The 16,641-nt window shown below is 69.8% G+C and carries 15 protein-coding genes; 11 read left to right on the forward strand and 4 right to left on the reverse strand.

Features of this window, described 5'->3' with window-relative positions; genetic code table 11:
- Positions 1–1,962, reverse strand: coding sequence for an acetate--CoA ligase (gene acs / locus G6N28_RS13660; RefSeq protein WP_163901059.1), 1,962 nt, complete (start codon positions 1,960–1,962; stop codon positions 1–3).
- Positions 1,963–2,075: 113 nt separating this feature from the next.
- Between acs and G6N28_RS13665 the strand changes: the two genes are divergently transcribed.
- Positions 2,076–2,852, forward strand: a complete 777-nt coding sequence (locus tag G6N28_RS13665) for an oxidoreductase (RefSeq protein WP_163901061.1) — start codon at positions 2,076–2,078, stop codon at positions 2,850–2,852.
- 429 nt (positions 2,853–3,281) lie between these two features.
- Here the strand turns inward: G6N28_RS13665 and G6N28_RS13670 are convergent, their stop codons facing one another.
- The gene (locus G6N28_RS13670) at positions 3,282–4,139 is read right to left on the reverse strand and encodes an HAD-IB family hydrolase (RefSeq protein WP_163901063.1); all 858 of its coding nucleotides are present in this window, start codon (positions 4,137–4,139) and stop codon (positions 3,282–3,284) included.
- 417 nt (positions 4,140–4,556) lie between these two features.
- On the opposite strand from G6N28_RS13670, the gene ssd reads away from it, so the two are divergent.
- The 7 genes from ssd to G6N28_RS13705 are packed head-to-tail and all read left to right on the forward strand — an operon-like array spanning position 4,557 to position 9,077.
- On the forward strand, positions 4,557–5,633 hold the full coding sequence (gene ssd / locus G6N28_RS13675) for a septum site-determining protein Ssd (RefSeq protein WP_163901065.1): 1,077 nt from the start codon (positions 4,557–4,559) through the stop codon (positions 5,631–5,633).
- Positions 5,630–6,805: a TadA family conjugal transfer-associated ATPase gene (locus G6N28_RS13680; protein ID WP_163901067.1), complete on the forward strand. Its 1,176-nt coding sequence runs from the start codon at positions 5,630–5,632 to the stop codon at positions 6,803–6,805. Before ssd ends, G6N28_RS13680 begins: the two co-directional genes overlap by 4 nt.
- Positions 6,802–7,605: a type II secretion system F family protein gene (locus G6N28_RS13685; protein WP_163901069.1), complete on the forward strand. Its 804-nt coding sequence runs from the start codon at positions 6,802–6,804 to the stop codon at positions 7,603–7,605. The genes G6N28_RS13680 and G6N28_RS13685 overlap by 4 nt, the downstream gene beginning before the upstream one ends.
- Complete coding sequence (locus G6N28_RS13690; protein WP_163901071.1) at positions 7,602–8,174, forward strand: type II secretion system F family protein; 573 nt, start codon at positions 7,602–7,604, stop codon at positions 8,172–8,174. The genes G6N28_RS13685 and G6N28_RS13690 overlap by 4 nt, the downstream gene beginning before the upstream one ends.
- A 36-nt stretch (positions 8,175–8,210) precedes the next feature.
- Positions 8,211–8,414, forward strand: coding sequence for a DUF4244 domain-containing protein (locus G6N28_RS13695; protein ID WP_163901072.1), 204 nt, complete (start codon positions 8,211–8,213; stop codon positions 8,412–8,414).
- Between the two features lie 23 nt (positions 8,415–8,437).
- Complete coding sequence (locus tag G6N28_RS13700; protein WP_163901074.1) at positions 8,438–8,737, forward strand: TadE family type IV pilus minor pilin; 300 nt, start codon at positions 8,438–8,440, stop codon at positions 8,735–8,737.
- Positions 8,685–9,077, forward strand: a complete 393-nt coding sequence (locus G6N28_RS13705; protein ID WP_235674563.1) for an Rv3654c family TadE-like protein — start codon at positions 8,685–8,687, stop codon at positions 9,075–9,077. The genes G6N28_RS13700 and G6N28_RS13705 overlap by 53 nt, the downstream gene beginning before the upstream one ends.
- A gap of 9 nt (positions 9,078–9,086) precedes the next feature.
- Here the strand turns inward: G6N28_RS13705 and G6N28_RS13710 are convergent, their stop codons facing one another.
- Together G6N28_RS13710 and G6N28_RS13715 are read right to left on the reverse strand one after the other, a co-directional pair.
- Positions 9,087–10,094: a PAS domain-containing protein gene (locus G6N28_RS13710; protein WP_163901078.1), complete on the reverse strand. Its 1,008-nt coding sequence runs from the start codon at positions 10,092–10,094 to the stop codon at positions 9,087–9,089.
- A gap of 62 nt (positions 10,095–10,156) precedes the next feature.
- Positions 10,157–12,481 carry a DNA 3'-5' helicase SftH gene (locus tag G6N28_RS13715; RefSeq protein ID WP_163901080.1) on the reverse strand — a complete coding sequence of 775 codons (2,325 nt, stop codon included), beginning with the start codon at positions 12,479–12,481 and terminating at the stop codon, positions 10,157–10,159.
- A gap of 276 nt (positions 12,482–12,757) precedes the next feature.
- Here G6N28_RS13715 and G6N28_RS13720 point away from each other — a divergent pair, with 276 nt between their 5' ends.
- The 3 genes from G6N28_RS13720 to topA all read left to right on the forward strand — a co-directional run bounded on the left by G6N28_RS13720 (position 12,758) and on the right by topA (position 16,619).
- A complete protein-coding gene (locus tag G6N28_RS13720) occupies positions 12,758–12,961 on the forward strand; it encodes a cold-shock protein (protein ID WP_003882601.1) in 204 nt (67 codons plus the stop codon).
- 130 nt (positions 12,962–13,091) lie between these two features.
- Entirely contained in the window at positions 13,092–13,682 is a 591-nt protein-coding gene (locus G6N28_RS13725; protein ID WP_163901082.1) for a hypothetical protein, read from the forward strand.
- A gap of 135 nt (positions 13,683–13,817) precedes the next feature.
- On the forward strand, positions 13,818–16,619 hold the full coding sequence (topA, locus tag G6N28_RS13730) for a type I DNA topoisomerase (protein ID WP_163901084.1): 2,802 nt from the start codon (positions 13,818–13,820) through the stop codon (positions 16,617–16,619).
- Positions 16,620–16,641 lie beyond the last annotated feature (22 nt).

Here is a 16,641-nt window from a genome sequence, read left to right on the forward strand (position 1 = left end):
TTACCTGGCCGTCCGGATGTTCTCGAAAACGCTGGGGTCCACCAGCGTTGAGGTGTCACCGAGTTCGCGTCCCTCGGCGACGTCACGCAACAGCCGGCGCATGATCTTGCCGCTGCGGGTCTTGGGAAGTTCGGGCACGACATGGATTTCGCGCGGCCGGGCGATCTTTCCGATCTCCTTGGCGACCTGCTCGCGCAGAACCTCGACCATCTCCTCGCCGCTGGATTTGGCGTGCGCCTCGAGGATGACGAACGCGCAGATCGCTTGTCCGGTCTGCGCATCGCTGGCCCCGACCACCGCCGCCTCGGCGACGTGTTGGTGCCCGACGAGCGCGGACTCCACCTCCGCGGTCGAAATGCGGTGTCCGGACACGTTCATCACGTCGTCGATGCGGCCCAGCACCCAGATGTCGCCGTCGGCGTCGTAGCGGGCGCCGTCACCGGCGAAGTACCAACCCTGCTCTTCGAACCGCTTCCAGTAGGTGTCCTTGTAGCGCTCGGGGTCCTTCCAGATGCCGCGCAGCATCGACGGCCACGGCTGGTCGAGCACCAGATATCCGGTGACCGGTTCGGCATCGGGCGGGCTGGGCGGAATGCGGTGGCCGTCCTCGTCGACGATCTGGGCGCAGATCCCCGGCAGCGGTGCCATCGCCGCGCCCGGCTTGGCCGCCGTCACACCGGGCAGCGGGGAGATCATGATGGCACCGGTCTCGGTCTGCCACCAGGTGTCCACCACCGGCGTCCGGTCCCCGCCGATCACGTGGCGATACCAGCGCCACGCCTCGGGGTTGATCGGCTCGCCGACCGAGCCCAGCAGCCGCAGGCTGGACAGGTTGTGGGCGTCGGGAATCTCCCGGCCCCACTTCATGAAGGTTCGGATCAACGTGGGCGCCGTGTAATAGACGGTGACGCCGTACTTTTCGATGATCTCGAAGTGCCGGTGCTCGTTGGGGGAGTTCGGTGTCCCCTCGTAGACCACCTGGGTCGCGCCGTTGGCCAACGGCCCGAACACGATGTAGCTGTGCCCGGTGACCCAGCCGATGTCGGCGGTGCACCAGTACACGTCGGTCTCGGGTTTGGAGTCGAACACGTAGTAGTGGGTGTAGGCCGCCTGGGTCAAAAAGCCGCCGGTGGTGTGGATGATGCCCTTGGGCTTGCCGGTGGTGCCCGAGGTGTACAGCAGAAACAGCGGATGCTCGGAGTCGAAGGCCTCGGGGGTGTGCTCGGCGGAGGCGCGGTCGACGATGTCGTGCCACCACACGTCGCGGCCCTCGGTCCACGGGATGTCGATGCCCGTGCGTTCCACCACGACGACGTGCTGGACCGACGGTTGCCCCTGCACCGCCTGATCGGCGCCCTCCTTCAGCGACACCGCCTTCCCACGGCGGTACTGCCCGTCCGAGGTGATGACCAACTTGGCCTCGGCGTCCTGGATGCGGGCGGCCAGCGCCGAGGCCGAGAAGCCGGCGAACACGACCGAATGCAGCACCCCAAGTCGCGCGCAGGCCAGCATCGCGATGATGGCCTCCGGGATCATCGGCATATAGATGGCGACCCGGTCACCGGCGGTCAGCCCAAGCGCGGTGAACGCGTTGGCGGCCTTGCAGACTTCTTCCTTCAGCTGTGCGTATGTCAGGGCGTGCGAGTCACCGACGGGTTCGCCCTCCCAGTACAGGGCCACCCTGTCCCCGTGGCCGGCCTCAACGTGGCGGTCCACGCAGTTGTAGGCCACGTTGAGCTTGCCGCCGACAAACCATTTCGCGAACGGCGCGTCCGACCAGTCCAGGACATCGGTGAACGGGGTGTCCCAGGACAGCCGCTCGGCTTGCTTCGCCCAGAACGCCAGCCGGTCCCGCTCGGCCTCGCGGTAGAGCTCCTCTGTCGCGTTGGCTTGCGCGGCGAACTCGGGGGAGGGCGGATAGACGGACGGTGCGTGGTTGGGCTTCGCCGATGTCTCTGTCATACCTGTGAGGGTAGTCACCCGAGGCCTCGCGCACGGCGGCATGTCACAAGCTGTCGGCGGGCGCGCGAAACGTGGTGCGGGACGGGTGAGCCGGCTGGACTAGCGTGGCTGCCGTGACCGCTTCCGCAAGCCCGTTGGCCCCGCTGATCGAGCTGCCCGGGGTGGCCGAGGCCTGCGAGGAAGCACGTGAGGCGCTGGGCCGTGCGCACCGGCACCGCACCAATCTGCGCGGTTGGCCCGCGACCGCCGCGGAGTCCGCGCTGCGCGGTGCGCGGGCGTCGTCGGTGCTGGACGGCGGCTCGTTGCAGTTGGCCGAGGGCGACGAGCTCGACCCGGTGCTCGCGGGGGCGTTGCGGGTGGCCGAGGCGCTCGAAGGCGGCGAGACGTCGCTGGTCGGCGTGTGGCGGCGGGCGCCGTTGCAGGCACTCGCGCGGCTGCATGCGTTGGCGGCCGCCGACCTCGTCGACGACGACCGGTTGGGCCGTCCCCGCGTCGACGCCGAGGTCGGGCAACGGCTCGCGTTGCTCGCCGACATCGTCACGGGCAGCGCCGGGCAGGCAGTGCCCGCGGCGGTGCTTGCCGCCGTCGCGCACGGTGAACTGCTCACGCTGGCGCCGTTCGGCAGCGCCGACGGCGTGGTGGCCAGGGCGGTGTCGCGGTTGGTGACGATGTCCAGCGGGCTGGATCCGCACGGCCTCGGGGTGCCGGAGGTCTACCTGATGCGACAGTCCGGTGACTACAAGGCCGCGGCGCGCGGCTTCGCGTCGGGGACGCCCGACGGGTTGACGGCGTGGCTGTTGCTGAGTTGCCGGGCGCTGCACGCCGGTGCGCGCGAAGCGCTGTCGATCGCGCACAACATGGGTTCGCAGACGGGTTCGCAGCAGAACTAAGGCTGCCCGGCGGGGCCAGCGCGAGACAGCGCGATGCGGGCGGCGCTCCGAGGGAGTTCGGCTCGCCGCCCGCTAGCACGGAGCCCGGTTACCAAGCGTGCAATGTGGGTTGCGTGGGTTGGCCTCGGCGTCTTGTCGATGCGCTACGACTGCAACCCCACCCAAAGGGTTGTCGAGGCCGTCCGCTTATCGCAAATACGCAGGCCCGCAACACTTCTGCCTATTTCGCGGCATGTGCTCCGCGTGGGTACTCGGGACCCGTGCTGGGGAGCTTGGTTCGGGAGTCCGAGCCTTCTCTTCCGGCTCGGCCTTGGCCTCGCCAAGCTTCCGTGCTTCCTTTGTACCCCGTGACCGCGGTCACATCAAGGGCCAACTGCCGGGGTGGTCCCGGATCGTTACGGGGCGCTCGCGGGCGGGTGAAAAAGGGCGTCAGAAGGCGAAGCGACGCAGCAGTGAATAGGTCAGCGCGCCGGCCGCCAGTGCGCTGAAGCCGACCGCTGCGGTGGTGGCCATCGCGGCGCCCGACGGGGCGGGAATGCGGTCGCGCAGCGACACCGGCCGAGAGAACGTGAGCACCGGCCAGCCGCGTGCCGCGGCCTCTTTGCGCAACGCGCGGTCCGGGTTCACCACGGTCGGGTGGCCGACGATCTCCAGCATCGGCAGATCGGTGATCGAGTCCGAATAGGCGTAGCAGTGCTCCAGCGCGTAGCCTTCGCGGGCGGCAAGCTGGCGAATCGCCTCGGCTTTGCCCTCTCCGTAGCAGTAGAACGCGATCTCGCCGGTGTAGCGGCCGTCCTCGACGACCATCCGCGTCGCCATCGCGTGGGTGGCGCCAAGCGCGCGGGCGATCGGCGCGACGATCTCTTCCCCGGATGCCGAGACAACGACCACGTCGCGGCCGCACAACTTGTGATCGGCGATCAAGTCGGCGGCTTCGGCGAACACCAACGGGTTGACGACGTCGTGCAGCGTCTCGCCGACGATCGACTTCACCTGCTCGACGTCCCAGCCGGTGCACATGTTGGTCAGGTAGCTACGCATCCGGTCCATCTGGTCGTGGTCGGCGCCGGACATCAGGAACAGAAACTGCGCGTAGGCCGACTTCAGAACGGCCCGGCGGTTGATTAGCCCCTGCTCGAAGAAGGGTTTGCTGAAGGCCAGCGTGCTCGATTTCGCGATCACCGTCTTGTCGAGGTCGAAGAACGCCGCGGTCCTGACGGGCTGCCCGGCCGGTGCCGCCGCGTGCGGACCGGCCACCCGTTCGGCCGGCGGTTGCGATGCGGTCACGGCGCCAGCATAGGTGCCGCCGCGTGACACAACCCGAGCGTCCGTACAAAGTGGCAGTTCACGACAGGTGTCGGTGACACGTCCCTTTCGTCTTTTCTGTGCTTTCTTCAGCAAGCAACCCTTGCGTTGATCCGCACTGGCGTGTGTATAGTGAGCCTTACCCGGCCTATGTCGGGTGTGCATCAGCCCGACCCCCCGGGGCTGATACACGACGACCTCCGCCTCCTCCCCCCCTGGCGGGGGTCGTCTCTTTTTCCGAGACGGTTCGCCTCGCGGATAAGTAGCGATGCGTGGCGACGTTGCGGAACGCGATTTTCGCTCGGCGTCCGGAGCCGCGGTCTATCCACATCTGCGAACTCATCCACATATTCGGATGGGCCGATGGCGCGCGGCCGGGTTTGCCCGCAGGGTGGGTCCATGGCCACCACCCGAGGCGTCCTCGCACTGATCGAAGACCCCGCGCTGCGCGGCGACGTCGACCGGGTCTGCGCCGCCGCCGGCCTGCCCGCCGTGCACGCCTACGAGCCGTCGAGCCGCAGGGTGTGGGCTGGCGCGGCGGCCGTGCTGCTCGATGCCCGGGCCGCCCACCGCTGTGCCCAGCGGGCCCTGCCCCGGCGGGCCCGCGTGGTGTTGGTGGGCCGGTGCCAACCGGGCGTCGCCGAATGGGAGGCCGCGATCGCGGTCGGCGCGCAACGGGTCCTCACGCTGCCCGGCCAGGACGCCGAGCTGATGGCCGAGCTGGCCGACGCCAGCGAGTCGGTGCGCGACGATGCGCCGCGCGGAACGGTGCTCGCGGTGATCGCCGGGCGCGGCGGCGCCGGTGCGTCGGTGTTCGCCACCGCGCTCGCCCGCACAGCTTCAGCGAATGCGGGCGAGGCCCTACTCATCGATGTCGACCCGTGGGGCGGGGGCATCGACCTGGTGTTGGGCAGCGAGGCCGATTCCGGGCTGCGCTGGCCGGATCTGATGCTGCAAGGGGGCAGGGTCGCCTATCCCGCGCTGCGCGACGCGCTACCACGACGCCACGGCGTGACCGTCCTGTCGTGCAACCGCACCGGCGGCGACATCGACCCCGTGCCGCTGGGCGCGGTGATCGAGGCCGGCAGCCGCGGTGGCGCGACGGTGGTCTGCGACGTGGCCCGGCGGTCGACCACGGCCGCCGAAACGGCGCTGGCCTCCGCTGATCTGGTCGCTGTCGTCGTGCCTGCCGATGTGCGCTCGTGCGCGGCGGCGGCAGCGGTGGCGCGGTGGGTCACGACGGTCAACCCGAACGCGGGCGTGGTGGTGCGCGGGCCCGCGCCGGGCGGCCTGCGGTCCCGTCGGGTGGCCGAGATCGTCGAGTTGCCGTTGTTGGCCGCGATGCGGGCGCAGCCCGCGGTGGCCCGCGTGCTCGAGCGCGATGGGCTGCGACTGCGACGGCAGTCTCCCTTGGTCGACGCCGCCGGTCGGGTGCTCGCCATCGTGCGTGAGCATCCCGTGGTGGAGGCGGCATGACCGCGTCGCTGATCGACCGGGTTCGCGAGCGGCTCGCCGCCGAGGCGCTGAGCTCGGCGGCGCTGCGCCCGAACGTCGTCGCCGAGGCGATCCGGGCCGAATCCGGTGGTCTGCTCGGGGACAGCGAGGTGCTGCGCGGTCTGCAGGTGATGCAGACCGAGCTCACCGGTGCCGGGGTGCTCGAGCCGCTGCTGTGCGCCGACGGCATCACCGATGTCCTGGTGACCGCCCCGGATGCGGTATGGGTCGACGACGGAGTCCGGTTGCGCCGCAGCGAGATCCGCTTTCCCGACGAGGACGCGGTGCGCCGGCTGGCGCAGCGCCTCGCCTTGGCGGCGGGCCGCCGCCTCGATGAGGCCCAACCGTGGGTCGACGGCCACCTGAGCGGGCTGGGCACCGGGGAGTTCACCGTCCGGTTGCATGCGGTGCTGCCGCCGGTGGCCGTCGGTGGCACCTGCATTTCGCTGCGGGTGTTGCGCCCGGCGACCCAGGATCTCTCGGCGCTGGTGGGTGCGGGCGCCATCGATCCGTCGGCCGCGGTGCTGCTCGACGACATCATCCGCGCGCGGCTGGCCATGTTGATCTCCGGCGGTACGGGCGCGGGAAAGACGACGCTGTTGGCTGCGGTGCTGGGCTCGGTGCCTGCGCACGAACGCATCGTCTGCGTGGAGGACGCCGCCGAGCTCGCCCCCGTCCACCCGCATCTGGTCAAGCTCGTGGCCCGCTGTCCCAACGTCGAGGGTGTCGGCGCGGTGAGCGTGCGCGAGCTGGTGCGGCAGGCGTTGCGGATGCGTCCGGACCGCATCGTGGTCGGTGAGGTCCGCGGCGCCGAAGTGGTCGACCTGCTCGCGGCGCTCAACACCGGCCACGACGGCGGCGCGGGCACGGTCCACGCCAACAGCCCCGCGGAGGTGCCGGCCCGGCTCGAGGCGCTGGCGGCCGTCGGCGGGCTCGACCGTGCGGCACTGCACAGCCAACTCGCCGCCGCGGTCCAGGTCGTCGTGCACGTCAGCCGCGACCGTGCCGGGCGCCGCAGGCTCACGGAGATCTCGGTGCTCGAGCGCGGGCCGGACGGCGCCGTGTGCGGCGTGCCGGCATGGCAGCTGGTTACCGGATCATGCCGCGGCGCAGACCAATTGCGAAGCCTCCTCGAGAATCGACGACGTTCATGAGCGGCGCGGCAGTGGCGCTGGCCCTTGCGTTGTTGGTCGCACCCGCACCCACCCGTCACCTCGCGCTGCAGCGCAGGCAAGAGGGTCCGTCGGCTGCGCACTCGACCCGGGCCCGGCTCATGGCGCTGCTGTGTCTGGCGGTGCTGCTCGCGGTCATTGCGCCGCCGGGTCTTGTGGTGGCCGCTGCCACGGTCGGGGCCACCGCGGAAGTCCGTCGTCGGCGTCGAACCCACCATAGGCGCGCTGGGGCGGAAGCCGCCGCACTGCAGGGCGCGCTCGACGTCCTTGTCGGCGAACTACGGGTGGGCGCGCACCCGGCCGCCGCCTTCGATACCGCCGCCCGGGAGGTCGACGGAAGCATGGACGGCGGCGTTGCCGCGTCGTTGCGCACTGTCGCCGCCCGGGCCCGGATGGGTGCCGACGTCGCGGCGGGGTTACGCAGCGTCGCGGCGCGATCGGCGCTCTCGGCGCACTGGGACCGGCTGGCGGTGTGTTGGCAGTTGGCGCAGACGCACGGTCTGGCGATCGCAACCCTGATGCGGACCGCGCAACGCGACATCGTTGAGCGCGAACGGTTCTCGAGCCAGGTCAGCGCCGCCATGGCGGGTGCGCGCACGACGGCCGCGGTGCTGGCCGGGCTGCCGGTGCTCGGCGTCGGGCTCGGGCAGATGATCGGCGCCGACCCGTTGGGCTTTCTGTGCTCCGGCGGTGCGGGGCAGTGGCTGGCGGCGATCGGGATCGCGCTGGCATGTGCCGGCTTGGCGTGGTCGGACCGGATCACCGATCGAGTCCTGACATGACCGCGGCGGCACTGCTTCTCGCGGCGGCCATCCTGGTCGGCCCGGGTGCGTGCCGTGCTCTTCCGGCCGTCAACGCATCGAAACCTGCGGTAGCGCAGCCGAATCAGGACGGACCGGATCCGCTGGCCGTCGCGTCCGCGCTCGACGTGTTCGCCGCCTGCCTGCGGTCCGGGATGGCGGTGTCGCCGGCGGCCGCGGCGTCGGCGCCGCTCGCCCCGCCGGCACTCGGCGGGCTGCTGACCCGGGCCGCGCATCTGTTGGCGTTGGGCGCCGATCCCGCGCTGGCCTGGTCGGCCCCCGGGGGGCACGGAAACCGCCACCTCGAGGCGCTGCTGCGGCTGACGCGCCGATCGGCGGTATCGGGTGCGGCGCTGGCCGACGGCGTCACGGATCTAGCTACCCGAACCCGCGATGACGCCGCGGCCGCGGCCCGCGCGGCGGCCGAACGGGCGTCGGTGTTGATCGCCGGCCCGTTGGGGTTGTGCTACCTGCCGGCGTTTCTGTGCCTGGGCATTGTGCCGGTGGTCGCCGGGTTGGCCGGCGACGTATTGCGGTCAGGGGTCGTGTGAATTCGACGAAGGATTCGACGAAGGAAAGGAAACCCGATGCTGGCGAGAACGATTCGGGCCGCCCAGGGGCGGCTGGCGATGCTGCTGGTCGACGAGGACGGCATGTCCACCGTGGAGTACGCGATCGGCACCGTGGCCGCCGCGGCGTTCGGCGCCATCTTGTACACGGTGGTCACCGGCGACTCGATCGTCAGCGCGCTGACCAACATCATCAACCGCGCGCTGAGCACCAACGCCTAGGCGGGGAGGCCGGCGGTGCGACGGTGGAGGCGGCGTTCGCGCTCGCGGCTCTGGTCGCGGTCCTCATCCTGTGCGCGGCCGGGCTCACCGCGGTGTCCACCCACATCCGATGCGTCGACGCGGCCCGTGAAGCCGCCCGGCTGGCGGCGCGCGGCGACGACGGTGCCGCGGCTGCACGCAGCGTCGCGCCCGACGGCGCGATGCTGGATGTGCAGCGCGAGGGCGGCTGGGTGGTCGCGACGGTCACCGCCCGGTCGGCGCTGCTGCCGGGTGTCACCGTCGCGGCGCGCGCGGTGGCCGCCGTGGAACCCGGCACGCGGTGAGGACGGCTCGGCGACCCTGGTCGCTGTCGGGGCGATGGTGGTGCTGCTGACCATCACGGTCGGCGCGGTGTACGTCGGGGCGGCGGTGATCGGGCGTCACCGCGCCCAGGCGGCCGCCGATCTGGCGGCGTTGGCGGCGGCTACGTACCTGGTCGACGGTGCGGCCGTGGCGTGCACCCGGGCCGCCGAGACCGCGGATGCGATGCACGCGGCGGTCACCGATTGCGCGGTAGAGAATCTGGATGTCGTGGTGGCCGTCGAGATCGACGTCGCGCTCGGACGGCTGACGGTGGGCCCGGCGCGTGCCGTCGCGCGGGCAGGACCGATCCAGGCGCGGTGACGCGGCGAACTAGGCCGCGGGAATCTCGTCGGGACTGGGTTGACGCAGCATCGCCAGCCCGGCGTAGGTGCCGTCGTCGAGCTCGATCCGGTTGACCGTGACGTGCACCGGCGTCCATCCGCCGTCGATCGCGGCCATCCGCAGCACCCCGGAGGCGGTGCCTGACGCGAACTGCTCGGCCATCTCCTCCAAACGGGAACGATCGTCGGGGTGCACGGAGTGCTCGCCGGCCATGCTGGCGCGCCAGTCGAAGAACGGCGCCGGATCGTCGAGCCACTTGAGCAGGGTCCAATCCGTCAGGTCGACGAGCGCGCGGTGCACACCGGGCTGGGCCAGCCCGGCCAGGATGCGCTGGGCCAGATCGTCCTGCGGGCCCGCGTCCTCGTCGCGCTCGGCGCGCCAGTTCATCGCCCGCGACAGCAGCCGGTCGCCGCCGTCGTCGTCGGGTTCACGCACCGCGCGGACCACGAAGCCGACGGTGATGCGCTCGCCGCGGTAATCGGTGATGTCCCAGGTGCTGCAGAACGCCGCGCCCGGCTCGCGCCGGATCACCATCGACAGCACCTTGGCCTCGCTCGGGTTCAGGTCGCGCTTGGGGAGGTCGTCGGCGAACGTGCGGCCCTGCGTGGGCTCCCGCTCGGGATCCCACCCGCTGTTGGCCAACGACTCGGGGGTGGCGGTGGCGACCCCACTGTCCAGATCCCACACCAGCGGGCCGACGACGGGCCGTTCCGGCGGCTCCATATCGGGTGGCCCCACCCACAACTGGACGCCGTGGATGCGCCCGTCGGTCATCTGCACGACCTCGGTGCGGATCACCCGGTCGTTCTTCGGGGTGATGCTGGACAGGCCCTGGCCGGCGCGCACGGTCTCGCCGATCGCGGTCTGGATGGCCATCAGGTGGGGGTTTCGCCGCAGGAACGTGCCGATGGGAACCAGTTTGTGGGTGCTACGGCCCTGGGCGACCACCACGGGTTCGGTGCCAAGGGTTTCCACGAGCAACCAGTCGTGGTTCATGGGGGCCACTTTACCGCCGCTGCGCTGCCTCGAACCGCCCGCCCGGCCCTTACGCTGACTCATCAACGCGCACCGCGTAGTTCGGCCAGCACCAGCCGCAGCACCCGTATCGCACCGTCCTTGTCCAGCGGATCATTTCCGTTGCCGCACTTGGGCGATTGCACACACGACGGGCAGCCTGACGGGCATTCACACGCTTCGATGGCCGCCGCGGTCGCCGACCACCAGGGGTCGATGCGCCGGAAACCGCGGTCGGCGAAACCGGCGCCGCCGGGATAGCCGTCGTAGACAAAAATCGTTGGTAATCCGTGCACCGGGCCGACGGCCGTCGACACCCCGCCGATGTCACCGCGGTCGCAGCTGGCGACCAAGGGCAGCAGGCCGATGGCCGCATGCTCGGCGGCGTGCAGCGCACCCGGCACACGCAGCGGATCTAACCCGTTGAGCTGCAGGGCCTCGGGGGTGATCGTGCACATCACCGCGGTGGTGTCCAGTGTGCGCGTCGGCAGATCCAGTTCGACGAAATCGATCACCTCGCCGCTCATCCGGCGACGCAGATAACCGATCACCGTGTTGGTGACCGCGACGGGCACGAGCCCAACAGTGACTTCTCCGTGAGTCTCTCGCTCCCCGTCGCCGGTGACCACGATGTCGGTCAGTTCACGGGCGAACGTCGTGTATCCCGGGTCGTCGGCGTGGACGAACGCCACGCCGTCCTCGAGGTTCAACGAGTCCACCACGTAGCTCTCACCCTGATGCAGATAGACCGCGCCGGGATGCACCGACGCGTACGCCTGACCCGCCCCCGTGCTGCCCAGCATCCGTCCCGTTCCGGCCTCCAGGATGGCGATCTGGCCACCGGTGGCGCCCCGAATGTCCACGGCCGGATGCGGATCGACGCCGGGAGCGGGGAAGTAGCCGTTGGCGCGCCGACGCAGCAACCCGTCATCGACGAGCGTCTCCGCCACCGCCTCGGCGTCCCACATCCGCACCTCCGCTTCGGTGAGTGGGAGTTCGGTTGCCGCGCAGAGCAGTTGAGGACCGAGCACATACGGGTTGGTCGGGTCGATCACGACCCGTTCAATCGGCTTGTCCAGCAGCGCCGCCGGGTGGTGCACGAGGTAGGTGTCCAGCGGGTCGTCGCGGGCGATCAGCACGATCAGCGCCCCCTGCCCCCGGCGCCCGGAGCGGCCGGCCTGCTGCCAGAACGACGTCACGGTACCGGGAAACCCCGCCAGCACCACGGCGTCCAGGCCGGCGATGTCCACACCCAGCTCCAACGCGTTGGTCGTCGCCAGGCCGCGCAGCTCGCCGTCGGCCAGCGCCTGCTCCAGCGCGCGCCGGTCCTCGGCCAGATAGCCGGCCCGATACGAGGCCACCCGGTCGGTCAGATCGGGCGCCAGTTCCTCCAGCCGGGCCCTGGCGCCAAGCGCGGTGAGTTCGGCACCGCGGCGCGATCGCACGAACGTCAGCATGCGGGCGCCCTCGGCGACCAGACGCGCCATCACCTGAGCGGCCTCAGCACCCGCGGAACGTCGCACGGGCGCGCCGTTCTCACCGACGAGTTCGGCGAGCAGCGGCGGCTCCCACAGCGCGACCGTGCGCGCCCCCTGCGGGGAGCCGTCGTCGACGACCTCCGCGACGGTCTGCCCGATCAGCTCGGACGCGGTGGCGGCGGGCTCGGATGTGGTGGCGCTGGCGAAGATAACGGTGGGCATCGAACTCGTGGGCGAGTAGCGTGCGCACAGCCGCAGCAACCGGCGCAGCACCATCGCCACGTTGGAGCCGAAAATGCCGCGGTAGTAATGGCATTCGTCCACGACGATGTAACGCAGGTTGCGCAGGAACACCGCCCAGCGGGCGTGGTTGCGCAACAGCGACAGATGGATCATGTCGGGGTTGGAGAAGATCCACCGCGATCGCTCCCTGGCGAAGCGCCGGACATCGGAAGGGCTGTCCCCGTCATAGGAACTGGGTGCGACATCCGGTATCGGCACCGCCTCGGTGAGCGACACCGCGGCCCGCAGTTGATCGTGCCCCAGAGCCTTCGTCGGCGACAGATACAGTGCCCGCGCCCGCGAATCAGACCGCAGAACCGTCAGTATCGGCAACTGGTATGCCAGCGACTTGCCCGACGCTGTTCCGGTGCTCAGCACGACGTGCCGGCCGTCATAGGCGAGGTCGGCGGCGATGCGCTGGTGCGACCACGGGGCCTCGATACCGCGATCATGGAACGCGCGCACCACATCTGGGTCGGCCCACGGCGGCCACGTCTGAGGCCGGCCCTGGCGCGCGGGCAGATCCGCGACATGGCGCAACGGATTGGGCCCGTCAGCGGCGATGTCCTCGACCACGCCGGCGAGTAGCTCGCGGCCGAAATCCGCCATTTTGTGCCCCTCCTGAGAGTCTTCTAGCGCAATTGTGCCGACTTGCTTGTGCCGAGAACTGTCGCAGCAGCGCGGAACGTGGTTGACTAACGGCGGTCGCAGCTTCTGTGTTCGTGTATTTGCACTCGCAGGATCGACGTTGCGATCGCGGTTCCTGCGAGGGTTGTAGGTCGGGTCGAGTTCCGAGCACTCCACGAAGGATGGCGGTCGGAACCGGCCCGGTGTACCGAACCACGGTGGACCGCACCCGGTGAATAAGAGAAGGAACAACAGGAAATGCCACAGGGAACTGTGAAGTGGTTCAACGCGGAGAAGGGCTTCGGCTTCATTGCGCCGGAGGACGGCTCCGCTGACGTCTTCGTCCACTACACGGAAATTCAGGGTAGCGGCTTCCGCACCCTGGAGGAGAACCAGAAGGTCGAGTTCGAGGTCGGCCAAAGCCCCAAGGGGCCGCAGGCCACGGGTGTTCGGGCCATCTAGAAAGACCAACTCAAACCAGGCAGCACCCCGCGCGAATCCAGAAATCCGGACGGCGCGGGGTGTTTGCTTTTGCGCCCCGCTGCGGCCCGGGCGACACGGTTGTGACCGAAAACTGGCTTACTGTCGGCATGTGAGCCAGTTGTCGTTCTTCTCCGCAGAGTCGGTGCCGCCCGCGGTCTCTGACCTGACGGGGCTGCTGGCTGCACCCGGCCAGGTGGTGCTGGTCGGGTCCGGGAAGGACCAGGCTGCACGCCTTTCGGTGGTCGTCGACGCGATGTGGCGGGCCGAGGGGCTCGCCGAGATGGTGATCGAGGCGGGCCTGCAGCCCGAGATCACCCGCACCGACGAGAACACGCCGCTGGTGCGCACCGCGTTGGACCCCCGGCTGGTCCCGATGGCGGTGGCCTGGACCCGTGGCGCGGTCAAGACGGTGCCACCGCAGTGGCTGCCCGGCCCCAGGGAACTGCGCGCCTGGACGCTGGCCGCGGGCACCCCCGAAGCCGACCGGTACCTGCTCGGGCTTGATCCGCACGCCCCGGACACGCACGCCCCGCTGGCGTCGGCGATGATGCGGGTCGGCATCGCCCCGACCCTGATCGGCACGAGGGGATCTCGTCCAGCGTTGCGGATCAGTGGGCGCCGACGGCTATCGCGCCTGGTAGAGAACGTGGGGGAACCGCCCGGCCACGTCGAGGCGTTCCATGAGTGGCCACGCGTCTGACGGTGGTAGACAGGGGGCGAGTTTGCGTCGGCTCGCGTGGGGTGCCAAATTGTCAGTTGCCTTTCCCGGCGAGGATCCGTGAGATGCATGGATATCGCCGCTGGTGGGCAACCGAGAAGTGGAGCGTAGGAACAGGTGGTTGACGAGGGCCGCGGCAGCGGCCGCAATGGAAGCGTGCGGCGGCTCGTCATAGTCGAGTCGCCTACCAAAGCACGCAAAATCGCCAGTTATCTCGGCTCCGACTACATCGTGGAGTCCTCCCGCGGCCACATCCGCGACCTGCCCAGAAACGCCGCCGACGTGCCGGCGAAGTACAAGTCCGAGCCGTGGGCGCGCCTCGGGGTCAACGTCGAACAGAACTTCGAGCCGCTCTACATCATCAGCCCGGAGAAGAAGAGCACGGTCAACGAGCTGAAGGACCTGCTCAAGGACGTCGACGAGCTCTACCTGGCCACGGACGGTGACCGCGAGGGCGAGGCCATCGCCTGGCACCTGCTGGAGACCCTCAAACCCCGCGTCCCCGTCAAGCGGATGGTGTTCCACGAGATCACCGAGCCCGCCATCCGCGCCGCCGCCGAGGATCCGCGCGATCTGGACAACGACCTGGTCGACGCGCAGGAGACCCGCCGCATCCTGGACCGGCTCTACGGCTACGAGGTCAGCCCGGTGCTGTGGAAGAAGGTGGCGCCGAAGCTGTCGGCCGGCCGGGTGCAGTCGGTGGCGACCCGCATCATCGTGCAGCGCGAACGGGAACGGATGGCGTTCCGCAGCGCCGGCTACTGGGACGTCACCGCCGAATTGGACGCCAGCGTGTCCGACCCGCAGGCGTCACCGGCGACGTTCACCGCCAAGCTCAACTCCGTGGACGGGCGCCGGGTGGCCACCGGGCGCGACTTCGACTCGCTGGGCCAGGTCAAGAAGCCCGACGAGGTGCTGGTGCTCGACGAGGCCGCGGCCACCGCGCTGGCCGGCGGCCTGCGCGGCGCCCAGCTCACGGTGTCCTCCGTCGAACAGAAGCCCTACACGCGGCGGCCGTACGCGCCGTTCATGACCTCGACGCTGCAGCAGGAGGCCGGCCGCAAGCTGCGCTTCTCCTCCGAGCGCACGATGAGCATCGCCCAGCGGCTCTACGAGAACGGCTACATCACCTATATGCGCACCGACTCGACCACGCTGTCGCAGTCGGCCATCACCGCCGCGCGCAACCAGGCGCGGCAGCTCTACGGCGAGGAATACCTGCACCCGTCGCCGCGGCAGTACACCCGCAAGGTCAAGAACGCCCAGGAGGCCCACGAGGCCATCCGGCCCGCCGGCGACGTCTTCCAGACCCCGGGCCAGCTGCACAGCCAGCTCGACACCGACGAGTTCCGGCTCTACGAGCTGATCTGGCAGCGCACGGTGGCCTCGCAGATGGCTGACGCGCGCGGCACCACGCTTTCGCTGCGCATCTCGGGGTCATCAAGCGACGGACAGCAGGTGGTGTTCAACGCCAGCGGGCGCACCATCACGTTCCCGGGCTTCTTGAAGGCCTACGTCGAGAGCATCGACGAGCAGGCCGGCGGCGAGGCCGACGACGCCGAGAGCCGGCTGCCGCGGCTCGAGCAGGGCCAGCGCGTTGACGCCAAGGAGCTGACGGCCGACGGCCACACCACCAGCCCGCCGGCGCGCTACACCGAGGCGTCGCTGATCAAGGCGCTCGAAGAGCTCGGCATCGGGCGGCCGTCAACGTACAGCTCGATCATCAAGACCATCCAAGACCGCGGTTACGTGCACAAGAAGGGCAGCGCGCTGGTGCCCTCGTGGGTGGCGTTCGCCGTCATCGGGCTGCTCGAACAGCACTTCAGCCGCCTGGTCGACTACGGGTTCACGGCCGCGATGGAAGACGAGCTCGACGAGATCGCCGCCGGTAACGAGCAGCGCACCAACTGGCTGACGAACTTCTACTTCGGCGGTGACCACGGGGTCGAGGACTCGATCGCGCGCTCGGGCGGGCTCAAGAAGCTCGTCGGGGTCAACCTCGAGGAGATCGACGCTCGACAGATCAACTCCATCAAGCTGTTCGACGACGACCAGGGCCGCCCGATCTATGTGCGCGTCGGCAAGAACGGCGCGTACCTGGAGCGGATGGTCACCGGCGAGGACGGCGAGCCGACCCCGCAGCGGGCCAACCTCAAGGACGAACTGACTCCCGACGAGCTGACCCTGGAGCTCGCCGAGAAGCTGTTCGCCACACCGCAAGAGGGCCGACCGCTGGGCATCGACCCGCAGACCGGACACGAGATCGTCGTCAAGGACGGCCGATACGGCCCGTACGTCACCGAGGTGCTGCCTCCGCCACCCGAATCCGAAGGCGGAGACGACGGTTCGGCGGGCACACCGGCCAAGAAGGGCAAGAAGCCGACCGGACCCAAGCCGCGGACCGGTTCGCTGTTGCGGTCGATGGACATCGAGACGGTCACGCTGGACGACGCATTGAAGCTGTTGTCGTTGCCCCGCGTCGTCGGCGTCGACCCCAACACCGGTGAGGAGATCACCGCGCAGAACGGCCGCTACGGCCCGTATCTCAAGCGTGGCACGGACTCTCGCTCGCTGGCCACCGAAGAGCAGCTGTTCGACATCACGCTCGAGGAAGCGCTGAAGATCTACGCCGAACCGAAACGTCGTGGTGGACAACGGGCATCGGCCCCGCCGCTGCGCGAGCTGGGCAACGATCCTGCGACCGGTAAGCCGATGGTGATCAAGGACGGCCGGTTCGGCCCCTACGTCACCGACGGTGAGACCAACGCGAGCCTACGCAAGGGCGACGACGTGCTGTCGCTCACCGACGAGCGCGCCGCCGAACTGCTCGCCGACCGCCGGGCGCGGGGCCCGGTGAAGCGGACGAAGAAGGCCGCCAAGAAGAAGGCCACCGCGAAGAAGGCCGCGAAGAAGAGCTAGCGATACTTGCCGCCCAAAGGGA

This window comes from Mycolicibacterium pulveris, from assembly GCF_010725725.1.
Taxonomy (GTDB): domain Bacteria; phylum Actinomycetota; class Actinomycetes; order Mycobacteriales; family Mycobacteriaceae; genus Mycobacterium; species Mycobacterium pulveris.